Consider the following 22,766-nt stretch of genomic DNA (forward strand, 5'->3'; position numbering starts at 1 on the left):
CAATCTTTTTTTATTTATTTTCCGATGAATTGCTGTGTCCAGATGTTACCTGATTCTACATAACCGACACCGATTTGAGTGAACTCGGGGTTCAGGATGTTCTTTCTGTGGCCTTCACTGTTCATCCAAGCTTTGACGACGGCTTCCGGAGTCGGCTGCCCTTTGGCGATATTTTCACCGGCAGTTTTATAAGTGATGCCGAAAGATTTCATCATATCAAAAGGTGAGCCGTAAGTAGGGCTTTGGTGATCGAAATAGTTTTTGTCTTTCATATCCTGTGATTTTGCGTGAGCTGATTTGCTTAGTTTTTCATCAATCTGTAAAGGTTTTAAGCCTTGCTTTTGTCTCTCTGCATTTGTCAATTCAACGACTTTCTTTTCGTACGCACTGACAGATGAAGGAGTTTTCTCGCTGCTGTTGTTTGTGTTATCTGTCTGCTTTGCATTGTCAGCAGTCTGGTTTTGACCGGCTTTCGGTTTTTCAGCAGCTGCCGGAGCCGTTTTTACCGGTGTTTCTTTTTGAACGTCTTTAACTGTCATATCAGAATGCTTTGCGTGTTTTTGCAGAAGCTGTGTCAGTTCTTTCTCATTTTTAACGTTCAGCTTTTTTACGCTTGTTTTCATATGTAGTTTTTCAACAGCCTCTTGAAGAGTCAGATGCTGTACCGTGTTTCCTTTTTTCACAGTAACGACGTGCTGGCATGACAGCTCTTTGGCAGATGCCTGCTGGATGCCTCCGAATGTAATCAAACTGACTGCCGCTGCGGCAGATAAGATAAATGCTTTCTTCATAAGTTCATAGCCTCCCAGAGAAGTTTTTTTCTACATGAAAAATCTTATCACAGCTTTTTTGTCATAATGCAGCCAGCCATTTCCTTTGACAACAAACTTTTGTCATAATTGTAATTGAGCACAGAAAAATGGCTTTATATCAGGATAAACGATCTGTATTTATTTTTTAAAATCCGTTACATCACTTCAAGTTATTTGAAGTGTTAGATATATTTTAAGATAATTTGATCTTGACAGTTTTTTTTACCCGTTTTCGCTGTAACAACTTTTACAAAAATGTTACAATTAAAATCTGTTTATGTAAATATATTGTATGATGTGAGAGGTGTAATAGAAAGTGGCTGAAGTCGCGCGCGACCCAAAGAAAAAAACGAAACGTTACAGAGCGCTGAGAATGAATCTCTATTTTTTGATTGTTTTCCTTCTCTTTACGGCACTGATTTTTAAACTCGGCGTCGTCCAGATTGTCGAAGGTGATAAACACCGTCAGGATGCGGAGAAGGCAAACGCAAAAACCGCCTATTATCCGACACCGAGGGGAAAGATGTATGACAGGCAGAACAGGGTGGCGGTAGATAACCAGGCCGTGCCTGAAATTGTATACGTATCCACCTCAAAAACCTCGGCAAAGGACAAATTGAAAACGGCAAAAAATCTCGCCGCACTGATCCATATTGATACTGAATTTATGAAGGATCGAAATATCATTGATTACTGGCTTGCGGCACATCCGAAGAAGGCAGAAAAGCTTATGAAGGATTCAGAAAACAGCCTGAAATCGCAAGAAGTATACAAACGCCAGATTGAACGAGTCCCTAAGCAGGAGATTGATGCGATCAAAAAAGATAAAAAAGAGCTGCAAATCGCGGCGATTTATACGCGTTTTTCAAGCGGCAACGCCTATCAGCCGCAAGTCGTTAAATCAATGAACCCGAATAAGCTGAACGGCAACGGAAACAGCGGTTCACTGCTTGACGAGCATGAAAATAATAAGCAAAAACCGAAAAGCGACCTGACATATGAAGAAGTTTCCGTCGTATCCGAGCACCTGAAAGAGCTCCCCGGCATTGACGTAATCAATGACTGGACGCGGAAATATCCGTACGACAAAACGCTGTACTCTCTGTTCGGCGGCGTGACGACACCGGAACAGGGATTGTTGGGCGAACGGAAAGATTACTATGTCACAAGAGGCTACTCACTGAATGACCGAGTGGGTAAAAGCTACATTGAATATCAATATGAAGACTATTTAAACGCACATAAAGAAAAAGTAGAGTATGTGGAAAACAGCAAAGGTGAAGTTGTCAGCCAAAAGCCCGTCGATGAAGGCAGCAGAGGCTACGACCTGCAGCTCTCGCTCGATATGGAACTGCAGTCGAAAGTCGAAAAGGTCATTGAAAAAGAGCTGAGAAGAAGCCGCGCCGCAGGCAACTATATGGTTGACAGAGGATTTGCCGTCATGATGGACCCGAACAATGGGGATATTCTCTCAATGGCGGGGAAACGCATCGATCTCGAAACAAATAAAATTCAGGATTTTGCGATCGGAGCATTTACGACCCAATATGAGATGGGCTCTTCTGTTAAAGGAGCGACTGTTCTCGCGGGTTACCAAAGCGGCCTCCCGCATTATAAAACGTTTGTCGATGCACCGCTTAGTTTTAAAGACAAAACGACAAAACAATCGTGGACACAAATGGGACCCATTACTGAGCTGACCGCGCTGCAAAGAAGTTCAAACGTATATATGTTTCATGTAGCCATGCATATCGCGGGTATTACCTACACCCCGGGCGGCACGCTGCCGGCCGGATTAGACGATATTAAAAAAATGCGCAACTACTACGCCCAATTCGGCTTGGGTGTGAAAACCGGGATTGACCTTCCTCAGGAATCAGCGGGAATGCAGTCAAATCCGCAATTGGTCGGGGGATTGCTGCTGGATTTTGCGATCGGACAATTTGATACATATACGCCGCTTCAAATGGCCCAATATATTTCAGCCATCGCAAATGGCGGGTATCGCGTCCAGCCGCGAATTGTCACAAGCATTCATGAACCGGACAGCAAAAATAAGATCGGAAAAGCGATTGAACAGCGCGATATTAAAGTTTTGAACAAAGTAAATAACAGCCCGAGCGATTTTGACCAAGTTCATAAAGGGATGAAATTGGTTACAAGCTCACCTCAAGGAACGGCTTATTCAACGTTCCAAGGTTCCGGCGCTGATGTTTCCGGTAAAACGGGAACGGCACAGACGTTCTATTACGGAACGAACAGAAACTGGTGGGGAAAAGATACGTATAACCTGACCTTTGTCGGCTATTATCCGTCAGAACATCCAAGAGTGGCATTCAGCGTCGTCGTTCCGTCTGTTCGAGATGATAAAGACCATGTCAGCAAGAACATTGCCAAGGGAGCAATTGACGCTTACAAAGAACTTGAAAAGAAATACAATAAAAAATAACAAATGAAAGGGCCGCCGAATATATCGTGCGCCCTTTCTTTCATTCAGGAAAATTGACGTTCACAATAAGAATAGAAGGAGAATGCTCATTTTTTAGCGAATCAATCTAGTGGAAATTCTTTTTATATCAGTCCGTGACCAGCCTGCAGTGCGAGTATATTGCAAAGGAGGGATTCTGTGGAACAGGATACTCAGCATGTAAAACAGCTTCAATCGAAAAACGATCTTCATGCCGTATTGACGTCTAACGGGCGTATTATGTATATTTCTGCAAACTGCAAATCATATTTCAGCTATTCCCAGGAAGAGATGATCGGATCGTTTCTCAAAACGTTCCTGCATGAAGAAGATCAATTTTTGGTTGAAAGTTACTTCTACAATGAGCATCATTTAATGCCTTGCACCTTTCGTCTTATTAAAAAAGATCATACCATCGTATGGCTTGAAGCGGGTGTGGAAATTGTCACACCGCAAATGGAGGGGACAGATCGGGAAATCATCCTTAAAATCAAGGTGCTTAAGGAGAAGACACCCCCGAGGCCTTATATGCATGAAGAAAAGAAGCGAAAGGCAGAACAACAGTCCGCAGAGGCGGCTGGAAACGGCGAATTTGAGCGTCTTGTCGAAATGCTGCCGAATCCTTTATATGTCAGCATCAACGGTACAATCGCGTACGCCAATAACGCGATGCTTGCCATGCTGGGAGCCGATAGCAAAGACGCGGTAATCGGCAGGCAATCTTATGAGTTTATCGAAGAAGAGTATCACGACATTGTGAAAAACCGAATTGTGCGGATGCAAAAAGGGATGGAAGTCGGAATGATTGAACAGACGTGGAGAAGGCTTGACGGCACGCCCGTTCATTTAGAAGTGAAGGCGGCACCGACGACATATAAAAACCAGCGGGCGGAATTGCTGCTGCTGATTGATATTTCTTCACGGAAAAAATTCCAAACGATTTTGCAAAAAAGCAGAGAGCGGTATCAGCTCCTCATTCAGAACTCAATTGATACGATCGCCGTGATTCACAATGACAAATGGGTATTCATGAATGAGTCGGGTATTTCTCTGTTTGAGGCCGAAACCTATGAAGATTTAATCGGGAAAAACGTCTATGATCAGCTTCATCCCTGCGATCATGATGGCGTGAAACAGCGGATCCGAAATATTATCGACCGAAAGACCGAGTCAGAAATCATTAAGCAATCATGGTTTACCTTTAAAAACCGGCTGATCTACACGGAAATGGTCTGCATTCCGACGACGTTTTTCGGAGAAATGGCCGTGCAGGTCATTCTGCGTGACATTTCTGAGCGGAAGCAGACGGAGGAATTAATGCTGAAGTCGGAAAAGCTGTCTATCGCAGGTCAGCTGGCGGCGGGAATCGCTCACGAAATCCGTAATCCGCTGACGGCGATCAAAGGATTTTTACAGCTCATGAAGCCGACGATGGAGGAAAACGAACATTATTTTGAAATTGTGTTTTCTGAACTGAGCAGAATCGAATTAATTTTAAGTGAGCTTTTAATGCTTGCCAAACCTCAGCACAATGCCGTGAAAGAGCGTGTCAACTTAAAGAAAATTATAAGTGAAGTAACCGCTCTGTTAGAGACGCAGGCAAATCTTAAAGGAATATTTATCAAAACAGATTACGAACGGGACAGCATGTTTATTAACGGTGATCAAAATCAGCTGAAGCAGGTGTTTATCAATCTGATTAAAAATGCCGTTGAGTCGATGCCGGATGGGGGAACAGTCCATATTCTCATGACAGAAGATGAGTATTCCGTTAATGTGACGGTGAAAGACGAGGGTGACGGGATACCGGAAAACGTGCTGAAACGGATAGGCGAACCGTTTCTGACAACGAAAGAAAAAGGAACCGGCCTGGGGCTGATGGTCACATTCAATCTCATTAAAAACCATCAGGGAGCCATTCAAGTAGACAGCAAACCGGATAAAGGCACGGCTTTTCACATTACATTCCCGAAACAATAAAAAACAACGGCGTTATGCCGTTGTTTAAATAGTCTGCATGGATTCTCTCGTTTTTAAAATAAATGCTTCCAGCCGGTCCAAGCCTTCTCTCAATGTATCCAGTGAATATGCGAATGACAGCCTCACATACCCTTCACCCAATTTTGAAAACGAGCTGCCGGGCACAAGAGCCACACCTGCATCCTCTAAAAGAGCCATACTAAAATCAAACGATGACATTCCGAATGACTTAATGGAAGGGAAGATATAAAATGCGCCTGACGGCTTTACAACGTCAAGCCCCATTGAAACAAGACGGTCATATACATAGTCAAGCCGCTTTTTATACTGTTCTCTCATAATAAGCGCATCATCAACGCCGTTTGTCACAGCTTCAAGCGCCGCTTTCTGGGAGATAGAGGACGCGCATGTCACACTGTATTGGTGAACTTTTAAGATGTGCTTGGCAATTTCTTTCGGTGCGAAAATGAAACCGATTCTCCAGCCCGTCATGCTGTGTGATTTTGACAGGCCGTTGATTACGATTGTCTGGTCCCTCAAAAAAGACGCGATCGAATAATGCGGTCTGTCATAGGTTAATTCGCTGTAAATCTCATCAGACAGCACAAAAACATTTCTGCCCTTCAGTACGGCTGCAATGTTTTTCAGCTCTTCCTCTGACAAGGTCACTCCGGTCGGATTTGACGGATAAGGAAGAATGACGCATTTTGTTTTCGGCGTCAGTGCTTCTTCTATGAGCCGCGCCGTCAGCTTAAATCCGTGTGTCGTCGTATCAACATGGACGGGAACGGCGCCCGACATGCGGATGATCGGTTCATAGCCGGGATAAATCGGTCCGGGGAGAATGACTTCATCGCCTGGAGATAAAATCGTCCGCAAAGACGCGTCAATCGCCTGGCTTGCTCCGGTCGTAACGATGATTTCAGTTTCGGCTTCATAATTTAAATCAGCTTTTTTCTTCATATAAAGCTGTACGGCCTGTCTCAGCTCAAGGCCGCCCGCATTCGGAGTATATGCCGTTGCGTTCTCGTCGATTGCTTTTTTTGCGGCCGCTTTGACATGGTGCGGCGTGAAAAAGTCCGGCTGACCGATCGTAAGCGAAATGACATTGTCGTGCTGGGCTACAAGATTTGAGAATTTGCGAATTCCTGAAATTTCAATTTCTTTTACATTCGGATTAAGCAAATGTTCCATAATTCATCACCTTATACTATATATTGAGTTTATCCTATTTTACCACTAGCTGAGCATTTGTCATCTATTTAATTGAACTATCCCGAGTATATGTCCGATATGTGAAAACATACCTTCTTTCAGAAAAAAATAAGACAACCAGCTGAAATGATTGTCTTCATTGTATCATGATCTATCTATTGTGATATGTGGCGAAGGTCATTAATACCCGTATTCAAAGCTGATGTCTTCCCGCCATACGATGTATGGAGCCGGCTTATCGGGACGCTCTTTCGCCTCTTTTTTCATTTGCAGGTAAGCCGTTTTGCTGATATCTTCTAACACCGTCATTTGATCTTGGTCGAATATGACTACTGTACCCATTTATTACACCCTTCTTCCTGAAAAATCCTTGACTATTTTACCACTCGATGTCAAAAAGTCAATGGGCTATCAGAAAAAAGAATCTTTTTATAAAGAGTTAATGTTCAGTTGTCCGGAATACATTCACTTTTTCCGTTTACAGCCGATATATACAATACAATACTGAATGCGGATAGCGAGGGATTGAATTGTCTTTACAACAATACGATATTTTATTGGATTCAGGCACAAATGAATTAGAAATCGTCAAATTTGAAGTAGGTGTCAATACATTTGGCATAAACGTGATGAAAGTCCGGGAAATTATTCAGCCGGTAGATGTCACATCTGTGCCTCAGTCTCACAAAGACGTAGAAGGGATGATTAAGCTGAGAGGCGAAATTCTTCCCGTCATCAGCCTGTATACCTTTTTCGGCGTTGAAGCCGAAGGAGCAAAAGACGATAAATATATCGTGACGGAATTCAACAAACGGAAAATCGTCTTTCATGTCGGTTCCGTTTCACAAATCCACAGGGTGTCCTGGGAAGCGATTGAGAAGCCGACTTCGCTGAATCAGGGCATGGAGCGGCACTTAACGGGTATCATTAAACTGGAAGACACGATGATCTTTTTACCTGATTACGAAAAGATCATTTACGATATTGAATCGGCATCCGGAGTTGAGACTTATCATGTCCATCAGGAAGGGTTTGATGAAAGACGGTCGGGCAAAAAACTGATCATCGTTGAAGATTCGCCGCTTCTGATGCGCCTCTTGACTGATGAGCTGACTGAAGCGGGGTACAGTGAAATCGTTACGTTTGAAAATGGTAAAGAAGCGTATGATTACATCATAAAACTGACGGATAACGGAGAAAACCTGTCTGACCATATCGACATGATCATCAGTGACATTGAGATGCCGAAAATGGACGGGCATCGTTTGACGAAACTGCTTAAGGATAACCCGCAAAGCTCTGACGTGCCGATTATGATCTTCTCGTCTCTGATTACGGACGACCTGCGCCACCGGGGCGAAGTCGTCGGAGCAGATGAACAGATCAGCAAGCCTGAAATCAGCGAGTTAATTAAAAAAGTGGATACGTACGTTATTGAATAGAAAAAAGCCGGTGCGTCATGCATCGGCTTTTTTGAATTAAAAATAACTCTCACCAAGTTTTTTAAACACGGGTTTATGATAAGCGGGCTGCTGTCTGTTGGCGGCAAGGGGTTTTTCCTTTAAGCCCACATATTTTTGCAATAAGTTTTTCGCTTTTGTCAAAGACATTTGTGCTTTAGGATTGCGGTACGATTGATTTAACGTACCTAAATGCGGAAGATGCTGGAAGTCTTCTTTTGTTGGAGGCATGTGAAAATAGTAGTCTCCGATAGAGATAAGTACGTCTGACTGCTGTTGGCTAAACCTGGGATTATTTGAAAAGTGAAGCCCTATTTTTTTCCCTTTGCCTTCTTTCACAAGCTTTTGTAATGCCCGTTTTTTCAGCAGATAAAGGTATTTAGGGTTGGGGGCGGTTTTTGCATGGCGGTTCACAGTATAAACAGCTTTTGAAAGATTCTCGATGGTTGGCTGCAGCTCTTTCGAATAAGCGTGGTCGTCCATTATTTCTCTCCTTTGCATTGATCAAGTTCATATATAGATTATACTTTTTTAGCATTGAAATGCAAATATTGATTATAAAAATACGCCTTTTTCTGATGAAAAGGGCGCATTTTTTTCCTTTATTAGACAGGATTCGCGTGTTTTTCAGAATCAGCTTTTAATGATCGCTGCACATCGACTTCTGCTGCCTCGGCGCTGTATTTCGGAAGGGCGATAAAATAGAACACAAATACCGCCAAAATCACGACTCCCATGCCGTAATAAAGGTAATCAATATTGGAAACGAATTTCGGAAATAACAGGGCGACCAGTCCGAGTGTAATGGATTGGGCAAACATCATAAAAGGATCCTGCCAGCCGCTGACCCGGCCCATTATTTTCGGATGAACGATTTTCGGCATCCAGCCGCCGATGGCGATATTGACAGGTCCGATGCACATGCCGAGAACGAAAGCGGCCGTATAATAAATCCACAGCTTATCCGTATAACCGAGGACAAAAATGAGCAGCCCGGCTGCCAAAATAGGAATCGACATCAAATGATGCGGTTTGACTTTTTTGGCGATCATTGTTCCGATCACACTTCCGGCAAGCAGGCCGAAGCCGAGCGCGACGGTGAAGATTGAAGTGTGTGATTCATAATGATCAGGCGCAAGTCCGTATTTCATCGTAAACATCGGCAGTACGGCAAAGCCGCCGTTGACAAATCCAAAGATAAAAAAGCCGAAAATAAGGGAAGCAAGCAATTTGTTTTTAACAATATATACGATCCCTTCTTTAAAATCAGCGGCCGAATCTTTCAGAAACGAATCCCCCCATTTAAAAGGGCCGTTCGGCTGACGGGCTTCTTTCGGAATGCGGCAGGCGCGGATCAGAAAGCCTGACACAATAAAGCTGACAAAATCAAGGATAATGGCTCCGTGAACACCGATCGTTTTATACATAAACGCCCCCATACCGACGCCGAATACCATAAAGATGCTGAACAGGATCTGGTTAAGCCCCGCAGCTTTCGCATAATGCTCCTTAGGCAGAATAGCTTGTACAAGGCTGGCTTCCGCCGGGAAAAAGAACTTGGTCACGGCGCTTCTGATGAACAAAATACAGAAGACGAAAGGAATATTCCCGCTGTATAATGCCGCAAACAATACGACCGTCAGTCCCGCCCTGATCCAGTCACAATTTTCTGCGACCTTTTTCCTGTCAAGCCGGTCAGCTGCGACACCGACAATAAGAAATACGAAAACCGTCGGCAGTGAATACATCAGCTCAGCCAAAGTCGTGTATGCCGGCTGGTTGGCAAAGCGGTCCAGCAAGTAAAAAGCGAAAGCCATATTACCTACAGTCGTTCCCATTTGAGAAGCGAGTGCTGCGAAAAATAAACGGACAAAATTTCTATTTTTAAATATATCCATAAACACGCTCCTTACCCTAATGGTCCCACTGTAATATATTATCATCAGCCCGTTCTATAAACAAATAAGATCTTTCTATCTTATAATCGTCACCTTTGTTCCATTAGGAACGGTAGCGGCAAGTTCAGTGACGTCCTGATTATGCATCCGGATGCATCCTTTTGATACCGCTTTGCCGATGGAGGAGGGGTCATTTGTCCCGTGAATGCCGTAATGAAGCTTAGAGAGGCTGAGCCAATAAGCGCCGAACGGGCCGCCGGGCTTAGGCTGGCGATTCACGATATAAAATTCCCCGGTCGGTGTGGTCGTCAATATTTTTCCGACTGCGATCGGATACGTACGGATGAGTCTGCCAAGGCGGTATAATTGCAGTTTCTTCGCTCCGATATACACGACAATGGAATAGGGAATGGTGGATGGGTCGGGAAGATTCGGTATGATAATATGCTGTCCCGCGTAAATAACCGATTGGATTGAGGGATTTGCCTGAAGGAGAGCAGCAGTGCTTATTCTGAAGTCCTGCGCAATGCTTGAGATGGTTTCTCCTTGTTTCACTTGATAGGTCAGCAGTTTCATCACCCTCCTTTTTGCTCTTTTCCATATACATATTAAGGAGGGGGTGTTTGTGCATCGGGACAAAAGTCTTATTTTTGTGAGGCTTTCAAAGTAAACAGCGTAATTTCCGGTCTCGCTAAAAATCGATACGGCAGTCTTGTCGTACCAAGCCCGCGATTCACATAAACGACTGTGTCATGCAGCGTATACATGCCGTCGGTATACGTTTTTCCGTAAGGAGGTGTAATGAGAGGGCCGAAAAACGGAAGCTGCACCTGGCCGCCGTGAGTATGTCCCGACAGTTGGAGGTTCACAGGATACCGGCCGATCTTAAGAGCGGCATCCGGCTCATGAACGAGTAATATGGAAAACGTATCGGAGGAAAGACGGGAAAGGGTGCCTTCATAATCAGGTTTTCCGAGCATTAAATCATCCAAAGACGCGAGTTCAATCCGGCTTCCGTCTGTCAGCTGCACCTGACGATAGCCGTTTCGAATTACTTGAAAATCAGCAGCTTCCATCAGAGCCTTGTACGTGTTTGTGCCATAGCCGCCGTGGTCATGGTTTCCATATACACAAAATTTTCCGAAAGGAGCTTCAAGTCTTTGCAGTACGGCGAGCGCATGCTGATGATCATTATATAAATGCGGCTTATCAATTAAATCTCCCGTAAAGATAAGCAGATCGGGTTTCAGCTGATTAATCTTTTCCGCTGTTTTATTCAAGTCTTCTGTTGTAAACACGTCACTGAGATGCGTATCGCTGAATTGAACAATTTTAAAATTGTCAAAGCCGCGGGGAATCAGGCGGCTGGTGATGGTATGCCGGGTGATTTCGATCATACGCGGTTCAATATACCGGGCATAGCCGTAGCCTCCGCAAGCTGTCGCGAGAGCCGCACCCAAAATGCCGATTCCTCTTTTTAAAAATGTTCTTCTGGTCATTTTCTTCATATGTAAAACCAACCTTTGTCAGAGTTTTTCTATTATATCATCAGCTTGGCTGAAAAATCCCTTCTCAGCATGTAATGACGGGGAAGGACATCTATGGTAGAATTATGAATGATTATTCATTCAATAAAAGGGGTGGGTTTGTTATGGATAAGAAAGCAGTAATCATTACAGGCGGATCAAGCGGCATGGGAAAAGCAATGGCGAAAAAACAGGCTGAACTGGGATGGCACGTCATGGTGACAGGGAGGAACCAGGAAGCACTTGAGGAAACAAAAAAAGAAATTGAGACCTTTGAGGGACAGGTCGCCTGTTTTCAAATGGATGTCCGTTCTGAATCCGGTGCTTCAGACATGATTACAGAAGCAGTAAATGTCTTTGGCCGGCTTGATGCGCTGATTAACAATGCGGCCGGTAATTTTATTTGCCCGGCAGAAAAGCTGACGCCCAACGGATGGAAAGCTGTTATTGAGATTGTTTTAAACGGCACTTTTTTTTGCAGCCAAGCCGCGGCAAGGCATTGGATCGAGAAGGAGCAGAAGGGCGTCATATTGAATATGGCCGCCACATACGCATGGGGAGCGGGAGCAGGGGTCGTTCATTCCGCTGCAGCCAAAGCGGGGGTATTGTCACTGACAAGAACGCTGGCCGTTGAATGGGGGAGCAAATATGGCATCCGCACAAACGCGATAGCCCCAGGCCCGATTGAACGAACAGGCGGTGCGGAAAAGCTGTTTGAATCGGAAAAAGCGATGTCCCGCACTATGAACAGTGTGCCGCTTGGCCGGCTGGGCACACCGGAAGAAATCGCCGCTTTGGCAGCGTTTTTGCTATCCGATGAAGCGGCCTACATAAACGGGGATTGTATCACAATGGACGGCGGGCAGTGGCTGAATCCTTATCCGTTTTAATTTTGATATATTGATTATTTTGCAAAACAAGCGAACGTCAAAGCCGGCCGTTCGCTTGTTTTATTTTCTATTCAAAATTATGATATAATTTTGAAAGATTAAGGGGCGATTAATTGAAGAAATTATTAAAATGGTTCGCTGTACTATTTTTAAGCAGTTTAGTTAATATCTTTAATATTTGGCACTTTATTATTTGCGCTTTTACTCCAGAGTATTATCAAAATACCAATCTTACATCTGATGAAATAATCAGATTTGAAAAGCTATATCACATAGATTTTCCTGATGAAACGAAATTTATTAAAGCCAGGGAGTATTTGAGTGGGCTCGGAGGCGATACATCGGCTGTATTATATGTGTCTCTGCCGACCGAGCTGGCGGAAACAATTTTATCTGATTATACGTATATGCCAATAAATGATACTGATAATGCCGGTTCAATGTATGGAGTTGACGTTTCCAAGAGTGTTGGCGGGTTCACAACTCTTACATTTGGCACGTTAGATAAAAAAGGAACTTTCTTTCAGTTGAAACATGATGATGATTGGGTGTTTAACAGTACCGATTGGAGTCATTACTTTTGGACAGCTGCCGGTTATAATGCTCTTATATTTATACTTGTATTTGTGATTGTGAAACAAATGAATAACATCCTTATCTAAAGAGTGATTTTAAAAATTTTCCCCTTTTATTTTAAGCTGCTCCCATACTGCCTCTTTTTTCCCCTATGAATGTCTAAACCTTTGTGGTGCAGATATAATTGTGTATAATCAGACAAAGATAGAGAAGCAGGTGATAACATGTTGGACCCACTTGATATACTGACGAATATTGATGATGTCATTCCGTATTACCAAGCGATTTTTAACGCGGAGGAACAAAGAGTTGTGGGCTATGAGGTGCTCGGCCGTATTTTGGCAGATGCGGAGATTGAGAGCCTCGGGCCGTTTTTCTTAGATTCCGGCATTCCGGAAGAATATAAGCTTGAGGTCGATGACAGAGTCATCAGGCAGGCGCTGGAGCGGTTTAAAGAAGCGGATCGTGACCTGTTGATTTTTATCAACCAGGATGCAAATGTATTGATGCTTGACCATGGCGAAAGCTTTCTTGAGCTTTTGAAAGAATACGAAGAGCAGGGCATTGAACTGAACCGTATTGTGCTTGAGATCACCGAGCACAATTTCGAAGGCGACATTGAACAGCTGTACCATATGCTTGCCTACTATCGTACATACGGCATTAAAATCGCAGTGGACAATATAGGTAAGGAGAGCAGCAACCTGGACAGAATCGCGCTCCTTTCACCGGATCTTCTGAAAATAGATTTGCAGGCGCTGAAAGTATCTCAGCCGTCACCATCGTATGAGCATGTGCTGTACAGCATTTCATTGCTGGCGAGGAAAATCGGGGCCGCGCTGCTGTATGAAGATATAGAAGCTGATTTTCAGCTGCAGTACGCCTGGAGAAACGGAGGCCGATTCTTTCAAGGCTATTACCTGCAGGCGCCAAGCGGTCATTTTATAGACCGGAGCCTGTTAAAAGAACGCTTGAAAACGGAGTTTCAGCAATTTATCACGAGAGAGAAGAAGAAGCTGGAAACGGTATATGAACACTCTGAGAATTTTTATAAGCGGGTCAATCAGGCTGTTTCCGAGCTGAAGAAAACCCACCAGGCGGACGATGAGTTTATTAAAAAACTGGCGGAAAATCTGACGGACTGCTGTTTCAGAATTTATATGTGTGATGAAGAAGGCTATCAGCTGACGGGAAATGTGTTCAAGCAATCCGGTGAATGGTTTTATCAGCCTGAATACATGGAGAAAAACTGGAGCTGGCGCCCGTACTTTTTAGAAAACATCATGAAGATGCGGAATTCAAGAAAAGGCTTTTTCAGTGACCTGTACAGTGACATTGAAACGGGAGAGATGATCAGAACCTTTTCATATCCGATGGATGACAATATGTATTTATTTATCGATCTGCCTTACTCTTATTTATATGAACAGGACGGATTACTTTAAAGCGGCTGCTGTATGCCGCTTTTTTTGCTGTCATCTGAAAAAAGTTTTAAAAAACGATTGACAATGATACTGATAATCATTATCATTTGGTTATAGAGAGAAGTTACTCTCTGTTCCCCAACCCCTCTATCAGATCAAGATCCGAAAAAACTTGGCGCTACCCCCGCCAAGTTTTTTTATGTCGTCTGCGCATAAAAAGGCCTCTTCTCACATATATCTGACAATGGCGGCTCAAAAAGCGAAAAATCATTTATAAAAGGTGTATGACATTCTGAAAAAAGCTTCAAACTATTCGAAAACACGGTTTTCCCGTTTATTTCTTTTTGAAAATCCAGCGGGAAAATGCCATCCCGGTCTACTTTATGGTATGATGCTCTGTAGAACTTGTATTATAATAAATACTTGTTGATTTGAAGTTGTTTTTTGAAAGGAGTCTTTTTTTAGAATGTCACAATTAATGGGTATCATCACAAGGCTGCAAAGCCTGCAAGAAACGGCGGAAGCGGCAAGCGAGCCGATGCAGCGTTATTTTGAAGTTAACGGCGAAAAAATTTGCAGTGTTAAATATTTCGAAAAAAATCAAACGTTTGAACTGACGGTTTTCCAAAAAGGTGAAAAACCTAACACATATCCGTTTGATAACATTGACATGATTTCTATTGAAATTTTTGAGCTCCTTCAGTAATTGGATTTAATTTTTCAGGCTGACCAAGCTTCCCGTCTTCCGCAAGCGGAGCTTTATTAAATCATGCAAAGGAACGTGCTTGTTCGAATTTGGTTGTAGATTCTGGAAAGAGGAGTGTCCGTACATGGCTGATTCTTTTCTGTTTTATAATCTTTCTGAAGCACAAATGACCTTTCAAGACGTGATGGAGCGGCTGAAACGCTTTGTCAATCAAGACCCCCGTTCAGCATACGTGCTGTCTGTAGGGACCGATTCACAAGTTTACCGCGAGTTCACAAAGTTTATTACGGCTATACACTTGCACCGCACAGGCAAGGGAGCTTGGGGCTGTTTGAAAAATCACGATCTTGCAAGACCGATACATAGCCTTCGCGAAAAAATTTCGCTGGAAACCGCATTCAGCCAGGAGATGGCTGCGCATATTCTCGACGGGCGCTTTATGGAACTTACAGATTTGCTCCTGCCTTTCGCGGATGAAGGGGCGGATCTTACATTTGAAGTGCATCTGGATATCGGCCGAAAAGGACTTACAAAAGAGTTGATACAAGAAATGACCGGACGCATTACCTCGATGGGCATTGAAGCGAAAATCAAGCCCGATTCCTGCACAGCATTCAGTTATGCCAATCGTTACACAAAATAATATTTCATACAGAATCCGCAAAATGTCGAATTATGCGGTTGACGATTTTTTTCTGTTTACTTATTCTAGCGGTAGAGCTGAAAGTAAATTACACTTTGCTTTCAGAGGTATTCAGTAAAAAATAGGGGGCCTGATTACGTATGAGTCTTATCGGTGAACGATTTACGGAAGAAGAACAAAAACTTCTGCTGAATATCCTGATCAATCATGAATATGCCATTGAGCTTTTGACCAGCGAAATCAACGATATAGAAGCAGGGTCAAAAAGCGTTGATGGAACCACTTATAAAAAACTCGTCACGCTTTATGACCGTTTTCGGAACGAAAATTAATCAGCGGCCTATAAATTGATACTCGATTGCAAAGAGTATCTTTTTTATTGACGGAAACTTTTCAACAAAAAATGATAATGTTTATATTATTGCGATATAGGGAATACATGTTTTGATGAAAAATGTAAAGGGGTCGAAGTGACATGATTAGCTTACAATCAGATCAGCTTCTTGATGCAACAGTCGGACAATTTATGATTGAGGCGGATAAAGTGGCGCACGTACAAGTCGGAAACAACCTTGAGCATGCTCTTTTAGTGCTCACAAAAACCGGCTATACCGCCATTCCCGTCCTGGACGCTTCGTACCGTCTGCACGGTTTGATCGGGACAAATATGATTATGAACAGCATTTTCGGACTTGAACGGATTGAGTTTGAGAAGCTGGATCAAATTACGGTTGAGGAAGTCATGCTGAAAGACATTCCCCGTCTCCACATCAATGATCCGATTATCAAAGGGTTCAGCATGGTCATTAATAACGGCTTTGTCTGCGTTGAAAATGATGAAGGCGTCTTTGAAGGCATTTTCACGAGAAGAGTCGTGTTAAAGCAGTTAAGCAGCCATATCAGATCATTGAATAAGTAGGCTCGCACGATCAGCCTATTTGTTCTTCGCATGCCAGAAAAAGAAAACGCATACATATGAGTGATGCTTGCCTCGGCAGCCTTTATTTTATTAGAATGGTAGATAAGAAATACGAAAAGGCATTGAAAAGGAGGACGACATGCAGCTTCAAGAGCTTCATATGCTCGTAGTTTTAGCTGAGGAATTAAACATGAGGAAGGCTGCCGAACGGTTATTCGTGTCACAGCCGGCTCTGTCCCAGCGATTGCAGACCATTGAAAAAGCCTGGGGAACAAAGATCTTTCTAAGATCTCAAAAAGGACTTACGGTAACGCCGGCAGGAGAAAAAATCATACAATTTGCAAATGATGTCACGGATCGGCAAGAGAGAATAAGAGAAAATATTGATGAACTTGAAGGAGAAATTCACGGCACATTGAAGCTTGCCGTCGCCTCCATTATCGGGCAGCACTGGCTTCCGAAAGTGTTAAAAACATATGTGGAGCGATATCCGAACGCAAAAGTTTCTCTCATTACAGGGTGGAGCAGTGAAATGCTGAAAAGTCTGTATGAAGATCAGGTACATATCGGCATTATCCGGGGAAATCCGGAATGGAAAGGCCGAAAAGATTATTTAATGACCGATCATTTATATTTGGTCGATACGGAAATTTCCTGTATTGATGATATTGCCCATACCGATCGGCCGTTTATCCAGTTCAAAAGTGACAGTACATATTTTCAGGAAATTCAGCATTGGTGGCATCAAAAATTCAAAACCTCGCCGAAACAGACGATCCTCGTCGATCAGATTGAAACGTGCAAGCAGATGGCGCTGCACGGGATCGGTTATGCCATTCTGCCGTCAGTCACCTTAGAAGAGGAAGACAAAGTAAATAAAATGCCCCTGCTTGATGCTAAGGATCATCCGATCGGCCGTGATACATGGCTGCTCGGTTATGAGCCGGCATTTGAATTAAAACAGGTGCAGGCTTTTGTTTCGGTCGTCAAAGATATGCTGAAACAGGAACGCCCTTTTTAAAAAGAGACAGTAATCATGCTGTCTTTTTTTTATTTTTCATTGACAATGAAAATCATTATCATTTAAAGTATTGTATAAGTTAATGAAAATCATTATCAATTACGGGGTGATCATGTGCAGAAAGCATTAATTATATACGCAAGCATGTCGGGGAATACAGAGGATATTGCCGGCATTATAAAAGAAACACTGAGTGAGCATCAGATTGCAATTGACTGTCTTGACATGGATGAGGCAGATGCGGATTCTCTCGAAGCATATGATTATGTTTTTGTCGGAACGTACACATGGGGGGACGGTGATCTTCCTTACGAAGCGGAAGATTTTTATGAAGATATTCTGCATCGCCAGCTCAACGGACTGAAAACGGCTTGTTTCGGTTCAGGCGACCACGCCTATCCGAAGTTTTGCGAAGCGGTCACGCTGTTTTGCGAAGCGTTTGAAAAGGCCGGCGCCAATTTATATCCGGAAACGCTGAAAATTGAGCTGGCGCCTGAGACGGCTGAAGATCAGGAATGCTGCAAAGAATTTGTCCGCGGTTTTCTTGCATGGGCCGCACACCACGGAGACCGGTGCCATGTTTCATAAAGGCGCGACGGCTGTCATGGCATCAGTGTCTTCGGGATATTTTGTCGCTGTAAAAGGCGAAGGCATTTTTCATTTTTCTGGGGAAGAAGGCTGGAAACGGCTGTACCGGATGAAAAGCAAGATTCATGTGCTGACTTACATCGGGCCTTACATATTCGGAGCTGGAGAAAAAGGCGCCGTCCTCAGATCGGCCGATCAGGGAAAGACCTGGACGGCATCCCGCTTTCCGACCAGCGCCTCCGTATGGGCTGTTGCCGGTCGGAATGACGGGTTTGTCTGTGCTCACGGCACGCACTGCCTCTATTTATCTGATGATTTCGGTGTCACTTGGCATGTGGCCAAGCCCTTTTCACAATTGAAGGAGCCGCCAGTAATCCGTTCGCTTTGTTTGCACGGTAAGACGATTTATATCGGCACCCGGATTCATATGAATCATGGCGGCATTTGGGCGTATGATCTGACGAAAGACCGCGTCCGGCGTATAAGCTGTGAAAGGCAGCGCATGACGGCCTCAATGCTCATGTATCAGAAGGATTGGCTCATTGCGGCAAAAGGTGCGGCGAAGGGAGAGCGGGGCGAGGTTTCTGTCCGAAACGTGCGGACGGAAGAGGAGTTTGCCATTTCAGCCGGACCTGCCATACGGGAAAAATCATTTCTCGACGTTTCCGAGGATAACGGTATTATTTATGTCACTTCGTCACAGGACGAACACGGGTTTTCGCGCATTTATCAAGCTGATTTCGCCGCCGGTGAATTAAAATGGTTTGATACGATCCGCGGTCACGGATGGCGGGTGGCCAACCGGAAAGAAAGCTTTTTTTGCGCGGGCCTTTACGAATGTAAATTTGTCAGACCGTATGAGGCGGCCCGGCTCGCACATTAGTTTTAATACATAAAGGAGAGACGAAGATGGGGAATGTATTGCTTGTTTATGCTACAATGTCAGAAAACACCGAAGCGATGGCGAATTTGATTGAAAAAGGGCTGATTGAAGCAGAAGCAACAGTAGACAGATATGAAGCGATGGATATCGATGCCGAGCTTTTTAATGATTACGAACACATCTTATTAGGGACATATACTTGGGGAGACGGGGATCTTCCTGATGAATTGCTGGATATTGCTGAAGATATGGAAAACCTGGATTTTGCGGGGAAAACATTTGCTTTGTTCGGTTCCGGTGATATGTCCTACGAGTTTTTTTGCGGAGCGGTGGACGAATTGGAAAAAGTGATCACGGCCCGCGGAGGACGGGTGGCGCTGCCATCAGTCAAAATTGAAAACAATCCTGAAGGCAGCGAGGAAGAGGAGCTCCGGGACTTCGGAAGACAGTTCGCCGCGCTGTGCAGCCAGCCGGCGGAATAAAGGCTTGTTCCTTTTTTTCTTGTCTTTGTATCCTTCCTTTGTTACAGTAATGAGGTAGAAAATCAGAGGAGGACAATACATATGAAAATGATGGATGCAAATGAAATTATTTCATTTATTCAAAATAGTACAAAATCAACACCTGTAAAAGTGTATGTAAAAGGCGACCTTGAGGGAATCAGCTTTGGAGATTCCTCTAAAACATTCCTAAACGGCCAATCCGGCGTCGTTTTTGGCGAGTGGGCTGACATTAAAGCCGCAATTGAAGAAAACAAAGACAAAATTGAGGATTACGTCATTGAAAATGACCGCCGCAACTCTGCAATTCCGATGCTTGACATGAAAGATGTAAAAGCGCGCATCGAGCCTGGCGCTATTATCCGCGACCAAGTCGAAATCGGCGACAATGCCGTTATCATGATGGGTGCGTCTATTAATATCGGTTCAGTCATCGGCGAAGGCACAATGATTGATATGAACGTTGTGCTCGGAGGACGCGCGACTGTCGGCAAAAACTGCCACATCGGAGCGGGTTCTGTATTAGCGGGTGTCATCGAGCCGCCAAGCGCTAAGCCTGTTGTCGTGGAAGACGACGTTGTAATCGGCGCAAATGCGGTTGTTCTTGAAGGCGTAACAATCGGTAAAGGCGCGGTTGTCGCTGCGGGAGCCATCGTTGTAAACGACGTTGAGCCATATACCGTTGTAGCGGGAACACCAGCGAAAAAAATCAAAGATATCGATGAAAAAACAAAAGGCAAAACAGAAATCAAACAGGAATTACGCCAGCTGTAAGGAATGGTTTGATAGAATGGGCGTGGATGATAAAATCCACGCCTTATTCTTATCTTAAGGAGGAATACATATGGAAAAAGAGCGGCTCATTTCTATCCGGAGAGATCTGCACCGCATCCCGGAGATCGGCTTTCAGGAATATAAAACACAGCAGTACCTGCTGAATATATTGAACCAATACCCGGAAGAAAGAATTGAAATCGAAACTTGGAGAACCGGCATCTTTGTTAAAGTCAACGGCACGGCTCCGGAAAAAATGCTTGCCTACAGAGCGGATATAGACGCTTTGTCGATTGAAGAACAGACTGGACTTCCGTTTTCATCGGAACACCCCGGTTTTATGCACGCATGCGGCCACGACATGCATATGACCATCGCACTCGGCATTATTGATCATTTTGTCCATCATCCGGTCAAGCATGATCTGCTCTTTTTATTTCAGCCGGCTGAAGAAGGACCCGGCGGAGCGGAACCGATGCTTGAAAGCGATGTGCTGAAAAAATGGACGCCGGATTTGATCACTGCCCTCCATATAGCACCTGAGCTGCCGGTGGGCACAATCTCCACCAAAAGCGGATTGCTATTTGCCAATACAAGTGAGCTTGTCATCGACCTTGAAGGGAAAGGCGGACATGCGGCATATCCGCATACAGCAGACGACATGGTCGTCGCCGCAAGCACGCTTGTCACGCAGCTGCAAACGGTCATATCCAGAAATACGGATCCGCTTGACAGCGCGGTGATTACTATCGGAACGATTACCGGGGGCACGGCGCAAAATATCATCGCAGAGCATGCTCATCTGGAAGGAACGATCCGGACGCTTTCTGAGGAATCAATGCGCATGGTGAAAAAGCGGATTGAAGAACTCGTCAAAGGGATTGAAATCGGCTTCCGCTGCAAAGGGAAGGTCACGTATCCGTCCGTTTATCATCAAGTCTATAATACAAGCGGCCTGACCGAAGAATTTATGCAATTTGTCAAAGATCATAATCTTGCAGAAGTGAAAATGGCGAAAGAAGCGATGACCGGAGAAGATTTCGGGTATATGCTGAAAAAATATCCCGGCTTTATGTTCTGGCTCGGAGCGGATTCTTCCCACGGGCTTCACCATGCAAAGCTGAACCCGGATGAAGGCGCGATGGAAACCGCAGTCAATGTCATGGTCGGATATTTTTCGGAGTATGCCAATTAAATCCGAAAAGAAGAATAATCTAACAAAAATTGAGCACTCTACATAACGGAGGTGTTCAATATGACGAAAAAAATTGGAATTGAACAATCTTTATCGGATGTAGAACAGGCGTTAAAACAAAAAGGATATGACGTAGTGATGATGAAGACTCCTGAGGATGCGAAGGATTGTGACTGCTGTGTCGTAACCGGACTTGACAGCAATGTCCAAGGCATCGCCGATACGTCAACTCAGGCTCCCGTCATTACGGCTTCCGGAATGACCGCTGACGAAATCTGCAGCGAAGTAGAAAAAAAATTTCATTAAAAAGAAAAAACCGAAGCTTATGCTTCGGTTTTTTTATTCGCCGGAAGCGGCGTTTTTAAAACGGTCGAGCGCGATTTTCATTTCTCTCCGCAGCACGCGTTCAACCCGCCATTGCTCCATATTTTCTGTTTTCGCAATGATTCTGATGACCATTTCTGATGTGCTTAAATCCTGAACCCCGATGACGTCCGGCCCTTCCTTAATCTGCGGGAGCTCAGCGGCTGCTTTGTCACACGCGGTTTGCAGAACCTGAATGGTTTCATCGAGATTCTTTTCAAGCGGCACCTTAATATCGACAAGCGCCTGCATCGTTCCGCGGGAATGATTGCTCACATTCGTGATGCCCCGGTTGGGAAGATAATGAAGCGTGCCGTCAAAGCTCCTGATTTGCGTCGTACGGAGACCGACCTGCTCGACAATGCCGCTGTAGCCTGCAACTGTAATATAATCACCGACATCGATCTGTTTTTCCAAAAGGATAAAAAATCCGGTAACGATATCACTGACAAGCCCCTGAGCGCCGAATCCGACTGCAAGGCCCACCACGCCGGCACCGGCAATGAGAGCGCTCGGATTGTAGTGAAATAAATCCAATATCATCACGATAAAAACGAAAATCAGTATGTATCCGTACACATTAAGCGCGAGGCTTCGCAAAGTATAAGCGCGGCCCGTAGAGAGGTTGTTCTGTTTTTCGAATTTCTGAAACAGATGCTTGATCAGCTTTTTGCCTGCCGTCCGAAAAATAAAATACGCTAAAATGATGAGAGCCAGCTTTACGGTGAAAATCCCGGCAGAGGTGATAAGGCCGGCCCAATCAAAGTGTTTTAAATCAATCATAGTGGTGTCTCCCTTTCAAGTCTATTGCAGAAAAGTCAAAAGTGGTTTACCCGTTTTTCCAATAAGATAAACCTTTTACTAGAAACCAGTTATTTACATTCAGGGTTTGGCATATTGACCGGTTTCTATATCATTATTTTTGT

General features: G+C 44.2%; 24 protein-coding genes and 1 pseudogene. 17 read left to right on the forward strand and 8 right to left on the reverse strand.

The genetic code is table 11. The features are described 5' to 3' along the window. Positions 1-14 precede the first annotated feature (14 nt). A complete protein-coding gene (locus tag MHH91_RS07250; protein ID WP_013352061.1) occupies positions 15-791 on the reverse strand; it encodes a CAP domain-containing protein in 777 nt (258 codons plus the stop codon). A 337-nt stretch (positions 792-1,128) separates the two neighbouring features. On the opposite strand from MHH91_RS07250, the gene MHH91_RS07255 reads away from it, so the two are divergent. Both MHH91_RS07255 and MHH91_RS07260 read left to right on the forward strand, forming a co-directional pair. Continuing rightward, positions 1,129-3,261 (forward strand): peptidoglycan D,D-transpeptidase FtsI family protein, encoded by a 2,133-nt coding sequence (locus MHH91_RS07255; RefSeq protein ID WP_013352062.1) that lies wholly within the window; start codon positions 1,129-1,131, stop codon positions 3,259-3,261. 177 nt (positions 3,262-3,438) lie between these two features. Next, positions 3,439-5,259 (forward strand): PAS domain-containing protein, encoded by a 1,821-nt coding sequence (locus tag MHH91_RS07260; RefSeq protein WP_014470460.1) that lies wholly within the window; start codon positions 3,439-3,441, stop codon positions 5,257-5,259. On the opposite strand, the pseudogene MHH91_RS07265 reads toward MHH91_RS07260, so the two are convergent. Next, a pseudogene (locus MHH91_RS07265) lies at positions 5,240-6,453 on the reverse strand (aminotransferase A). The gene MHH91_RS07260 and the pseudogene MHH91_RS07265 overlap by 20 nt on opposite strands. Positions 6,454-6,654: 201 nt before the next feature. Continuing rightward, entirely contained in the window at positions 6,655-6,816 is a 162-nt protein-coding gene (locus MHH91_RS07270; protein WP_013352065.1) for a hypothetical protein, read from the reverse strand. A 188-nt stretch (positions 6,817-7,004) separates the two neighbouring features. Between MHH91_RS07270 and cheV the strand changes: the two genes are divergently transcribed. Further along, on the forward strand, positions 7,005-7,916 hold the full coding sequence (gene cheV / locus MHH91_RS07275) for a chemotaxis protein CheV (RefSeq protein WP_013352066.1): 912 nt from the start codon (positions 7,005-7,007) through the stop codon (positions 7,914-7,916). Between the two features lie 36 nt (positions 7,917-7,952). Here cheV and MHH91_RS07280 read toward each other — a convergent pair whose 3' ends face one another. From MHH91_RS07280 to MHH91_RS07295, 4 genes are all read right to left on the reverse strand, one after another. Further along, positions 7,953-8,417, reverse strand: a complete 465-nt coding sequence (locus MHH91_RS07280; RefSeq protein ID WP_013352067.1) for a YkyB family protein — start codon at positions 8,415-8,417, stop codon at positions 7,953-7,955. Between the two features lie 122 nt (positions 8,418-8,539). Further along, on the reverse strand, positions 8,540-9,832 hold the full coding sequence (locus MHH91_RS07285) for an MFS transporter (protein WP_013352068.1): 1,293 nt from the start codon (positions 9,830-9,832) through the stop codon (positions 8,540-8,542). Positions 9,833-9,907: 75 nt separating this feature from the next. Next, positions 9,908-10,402, reverse strand: coding sequence for a L,D-transpeptidase family protein (locus MHH91_RS07290; RefSeq protein ID WP_088030678.1), 495 nt, complete (start codon positions 10,400-10,402; stop codon positions 9,908-9,910). Between the two features lie 74 nt (positions 10,403-10,476). Continuing rightward, positions 10,477-11,340, reverse strand: a complete 864-nt coding sequence (locus MHH91_RS07295; RefSeq protein WP_013352070.1) for a metallophosphoesterase — start codon at positions 11,338-11,340, stop codon at positions 10,477-10,479. A 143-nt stretch (positions 11,341-11,483) separates the two neighbouring features. On the opposite strand from MHH91_RS07295, the gene fadH reads away from it, so the two are divergent. The 14 genes from fadH (at position 11,484) to MHH91_RS07365 (ending at position 21,783) form a co-directional block, all read left to right on the forward strand. Beyond that, positions 11,484-12,248, forward strand: coding sequence for a 2,4-dienoyl-CoA reductase (fadH, locus tag MHH91_RS07300; RefSeq protein WP_013352071.1), 765 nt, complete (start codon positions 11,484-11,486; stop codon positions 12,246-12,248). A 113-nt stretch (positions 12,249-12,361) separates the two neighbouring features. Then, a complete protein-coding gene (locus MHH91_RS07305) occupies positions 12,362-12,910 on the forward strand; it encodes a hypothetical protein (protein ID WP_013352072.1) in 549 nt (182 codons plus the stop codon). Positions 12,911-13,048: 138 nt separating this feature from the next. Further along, on the forward strand, positions 13,049-14,269 hold the full coding sequence (locus MHH91_RS07310) for an EAL domain-containing protein (protein WP_014470459.1): 1,221 nt from the start codon (positions 13,049-13,051) through the stop codon (positions 14,267-14,269). 445 nt (positions 14,270-14,714) lie between these two features. Next, positions 14,715-14,954, forward strand: coding sequence for a YkuJ family protein (locus tag MHH91_RS07315; RefSeq protein WP_013352074.1), 240 nt, complete (start codon positions 14,715-14,717; stop codon positions 14,952-14,954). Positions 14,955-15,078: 124 nt separating this feature from the next. Continuing rightward, positions 15,079-15,597 carry a ribonuclease H-like YkuK family protein gene (locus MHH91_RS07320; RefSeq protein WP_013352075.1) on the forward strand — a complete coding sequence of 173 codons (519 nt, stop codon included), beginning with the start codon at positions 15,079-15,081 and terminating at the stop codon, positions 15,595-15,597. A gap of 140 nt (positions 15,598-15,737) precedes the next feature. After that, positions 15,738-15,929, forward strand: a complete 192-nt coding sequence (gene abbA / locus MHH91_RS07325; RefSeq protein ID WP_013352076.1) for an antirepressor AbbA — start codon at positions 15,738-15,740, stop codon at positions 15,927-15,929. A gap of 143 nt (positions 15,930-16,072) precedes the next feature. Further along, positions 16,073-16,516 carry a cyclic-di-AMP-binding protein CbpB gene (cbpB, locus tag MHH91_RS07330; protein ID WP_003154608.1) on the forward strand — a complete coding sequence of 148 codons (444 nt, stop codon included), beginning with the start codon at positions 16,073-16,075 and terminating at the stop codon, positions 16,514-16,516. A gap of 139 nt (positions 16,517-16,655) precedes the next feature. After that, positions 16,656-17,537 (forward strand): transcriptional regulator CcpC, encoded by an 882-nt coding sequence (ccpC, locus tag MHH91_RS07335; protein ID WP_013352078.1) that lies wholly within the window; start codon positions 16,656-16,658, stop codon positions 17,535-17,537. A 114-nt stretch (positions 17,538-17,651) separates the two neighbouring features. Next, complete coding sequence (locus MHH91_RS07340) at positions 17,652-18,125, forward strand: flavodoxin (protein ID WP_013352079.1); 474 nt, start codon at positions 17,652-17,654, stop codon at positions 18,123-18,125. Further along, positions 18,115-19,008, forward strand: a complete 894-nt coding sequence (locus tag MHH91_RS07345) for a WD40/YVTN/BNR-like repeat-containing protein (RefSeq protein WP_013352080.1) — start codon at positions 18,115-18,117, stop codon at positions 19,006-19,008. The genes MHH91_RS07340 and MHH91_RS07345 overlap by 11 nt, the downstream gene beginning before the upstream one ends. 26 nt (positions 19,009-19,034) lie before the next feature. Further along, positions 19,035-19,490: a flavodoxin gene (locus MHH91_RS07350; RefSeq protein ID WP_013352081.1), complete on the forward strand. Its 456-nt coding sequence runs from the start codon at positions 19,035-19,037 to the stop codon at positions 19,488-19,490. Between the two features lie 81 nt (positions 19,491-19,571). Next, positions 19,572-20,282, forward strand: coding sequence for a 2,3,4,5-tetrahydropyridine-2,6-dicarboxylate N-acetyltransferase (gene dapD / locus MHH91_RS07355; protein ID WP_013352082.1), 711 nt, complete (start codon positions 19,572-19,574; stop codon positions 20,280-20,282). A gap of 70 nt (positions 20,283-20,352) precedes the next feature. Then, a complete protein-coding gene (locus MHH91_RS07360) occupies positions 20,353-21,477 on the forward strand; it encodes an N-acetyldiaminopimelate deacetylase (protein WP_013352083.1) in 1,125 nt (374 codons plus the stop codon). 60 nt (positions 21,478-21,537) lie between these two features. Then, positions 21,538-21,783, forward strand: coding sequence for a YkuS family protein (locus MHH91_RS07365; RefSeq protein ID WP_013352084.1), 246 nt, complete (start codon positions 21,538-21,540; stop codon positions 21,781-21,783). Between the two features lie 33 nt (positions 21,784-21,816). Here the strand turns inward: MHH91_RS07365 and MHH91_RS07370 are convergent, their stop codons facing one another. Then, positions 21,817-22,623: a mechanosensitive ion channel family protein gene (locus MHH91_RS07370; RefSeq protein WP_013352085.1), complete on the reverse strand. Its 807-nt coding sequence runs from the start codon at positions 22,621-22,623 to the stop codon at positions 21,817-21,819. Between the last annotated feature and the right edge of the window lie 143 nt (positions 22,624-22,766).

This window comes from Bacillus sp. FSL K6-2819, assembly GCF_038008305.1.
Taxonomy (GTDB): domain Bacteria; phylum Bacillota; class Bacilli; order Bacillales; family Bacillaceae; genus Bacillus; species Bacillus amyloliquefaciens.